2 protein-coding genes and 1 pseudogene are annotated in these 2,648 nt (G+C 32.9%); all 3 read left to right on the forward strand.

Annotated elements, in window-relative coordinates; genetic code table 11:
- Positions 1 to 405 (forward strand): annotated as a pseudogene (locus ACPYKA_RS14940) (DNA repair protein RecN); the annotation flags it as partial.
- 181 nt (positions 406 to 586) lie between these two features.
- The gene (gene spoIVB / locus ACPYKA_RS14945; RefSeq protein WP_479543014.1) at positions 587 to 1,864 is read left to right on the forward strand and encodes a SpoIVB peptidase; all 1,278 of its coding nucleotides are present in this window, start codon (positions 587 to 589) and stop codon (positions 1,862 to 1,864) included.
- 144 nt (positions 1,865 to 2,008) lie between these two features.
- Positions 2,009 to 2,648, forward strand: a 640-nt coding sequence (gene spo0A, locus ACPYKA_RS14950) for a sporulation transcription factor Spo0A (protein WP_479543015.1), incomplete at its 3' end; no start/stop codon positions are given.

Below are 2,648 nucleotides of genomic sequence, written 5' to 3' on the forward strand. Positions count from 1 at the left end.
GTTGCCTCAGGCGGGGAACTATCACGGATTATGCTTGCGCTTAAAAAAATATTTGCAAAGCACGATAATATCGATACGGTAATTTTTGATGAAATAGATACTGGTGTGAGCGGTCGTGTTGCACAAGCAATTGCAGAAAAAATGTATCAAATTTCTGAAACAACACAGGTTTTATGTATTACCCATTTACCTCAAGTTGCAGCAATGTCTGATCATCACATATTAATACAAAAAGAGGAAAAACAAAACAGAACGTCGACACAGATGAAAGAACTGACTGAAAAAGAAAAAATTAGAGAACTTGGAAGAATGATGACAGGAGCACGATTAACAGAAACAGCAATTGAACATTCTGAAGAGTTACTTGACTTAACAAAAAAATTTAAATCAATGGCAAAAAGCTAATTATAATATTGGCTTTTTTTTTGCATGCAGGAAAACCTTTCGTATTTACATAAATTATTTATATACAGGTAATGTTACACATCTTTTCTTTTCTTTCTCTCGTTTAAAATGGCTTGATTTAGGTCAAATTAAAGATACGGAGAAAAGGCATGGGACAAAGAAAAGAGGAGAGTGGACGATAGTGACATCCAAGAGTAAGCTAAAGGTATCAATTGGAATTTTACTCCTTTTATTATTTTTATTATTCCCCTTTTTAACCGACATGAAAAATATTATCTCTATTCCCAATGAAATGATCACTTTTCAAAGTGATGAACCAATGTCCATTCCAAACTTAGGAAGCGATTATACAGTCACATCGGATAATAATAATATTGTTGCTGATAACACTAAAATTTATCCGAATGAGGTAGGCGAAAGCACTTTAGTTTATAAAAAAGCAAATTTTCCCGTAAAAAAAGTGAATGTCTCCGTTCTAAGTGACAAAAAAGTAATTCCTGGAGGGCAATCTGTAGGAGTGCAATTGCACACTTTAGGAGTTTTAGTCGTAGGTCATCATCTAGTTCATAATGAAGGTGATACAATTTCTCCAGGAGAAGAAGCAAATATTCATGTTGGTGATGTAATACTGGAGATGGATGGAAATAAAATAAAGCAATTAGAAGATGTTAAACCAATTGTAAAAAAAGCAGGCGAGAACCAAGAAAATATTAGTGTAAAATTAAAACGAGGAAAAGAAATAGTGAATACCCAACTTGCGCCTACCTTAAATAAAAAAGATAATAATTACCAGATTGGCTTATATATCAGGGACTCTGCTACCGGAATTGGAACCATCTCATTTTATGATGAAGAATCCGGAAAATATGGAGCATTAGGACATGTTATTTCTGATTCTGACACGAAAAAGCCATTAGAGATCCATGAAGGCAAAATTGTACGATCTACTGTAACTTCGATTGAAAAAGGTAACCATGGAATTCCCGGTGAAAAACAAGCAAAATTTTCGATGAAAGATAAGCAACTTGGTTCAATCACTAAAAACAGTCCTTTTGGTATATTCGGAAAATTAAATCCTGACTTACTAGAAGAAAATCATCAAAAGCCGATGCCAATTGGATTATCTCATGAAGTTGAAAAAGGACCTGCTCATATATTGACTGTAGTCGAAGGTGAGAAAGTTGAAAAATTCGATGTTAAAATAATAAATTCCATTCCACAAAAAACACCTGCAACAAAGGGAATGGTAATCAAAATTACGGATGAACGATTATTAGAAAAAACTGGTGGTATCGTTCAAGGGATGAGCGGAAGTCCAATTATACAAAATGATAAGTTAGTTGGCGCTGTTACTCATGTATTTGTCAATGACCCAACTTCCGGTTATGGAGTTCATATTGAATGGATGTTGGACGAAGCAGGAATAAATATTTACAATCAAGAAAAAGAAGCAAGTTAGGCACAAATCAAGCTTTCCGATATTTCGGAAAGCTTATTTTTTTAAATTATTATCAATTATAAAAAGGACTTTTTTAATTTAATGTCGAATACGATAAATAGGACAATAATTGTATGCAAAATAAAGAGGATGGTGTAAAACAAATTGGAAAAAATTTCTGTTTGTATAGTAGACGATAACCGTGAACTTGTACATATTATGGAGGATTATTTGAATGAACAGGAAGATATTGACGTTATCGGTGTAGCTTACGATGGGAGGGAATGCATCAATTTATTAGATGAATTAGATCCCGATATTTTAATTTTAGACATTATTATGCCTCATTTAGATGGTTTGGCAGTATTACAAAAATTACGTGAAAAGGATGGAAAAACTCCGAATATCATTATGTTAACCGCTTTTGGTCAAGAAGAGGTAATGAGAAAAGCGGTTGAATATGGTGCTTCCTATTTTATTTTGAAACCGTTTGATTTTAATAATTTGGTCAATAAAATTAGAGAAGTATATGTGCAAAATAACCAAAATAAATTAATGAAAATAAAGGTGGGAAATACGCGACCAATCAAAAAAGAAAAAGATAATATCGAGACAAATATTACAAATATCATGCATGATATAGGTGTGCCAGCTCATATAAAAGGGTACTTATATTTAAGAGAGGCAATAACAATGGTCTATCATGATATAGAATTATTAGGCTCCATTACAAAAATTTTGTATCCAGATATTGCGAAAAAATACAATACTACCGCTTCCCGAGTAGAAAGAGCAATCCGGCATG

The sequence above is a fragment of the Pseudogracilibacillus amylolyticus (SeqCode) genome (assembly GCF_051918545.1).
Taxonomy (GTDB): domain Bacteria; phylum Bacillota; class Bacilli; order Bacillales; family Amphibacillaceae; genus Pseudogracilibacillus.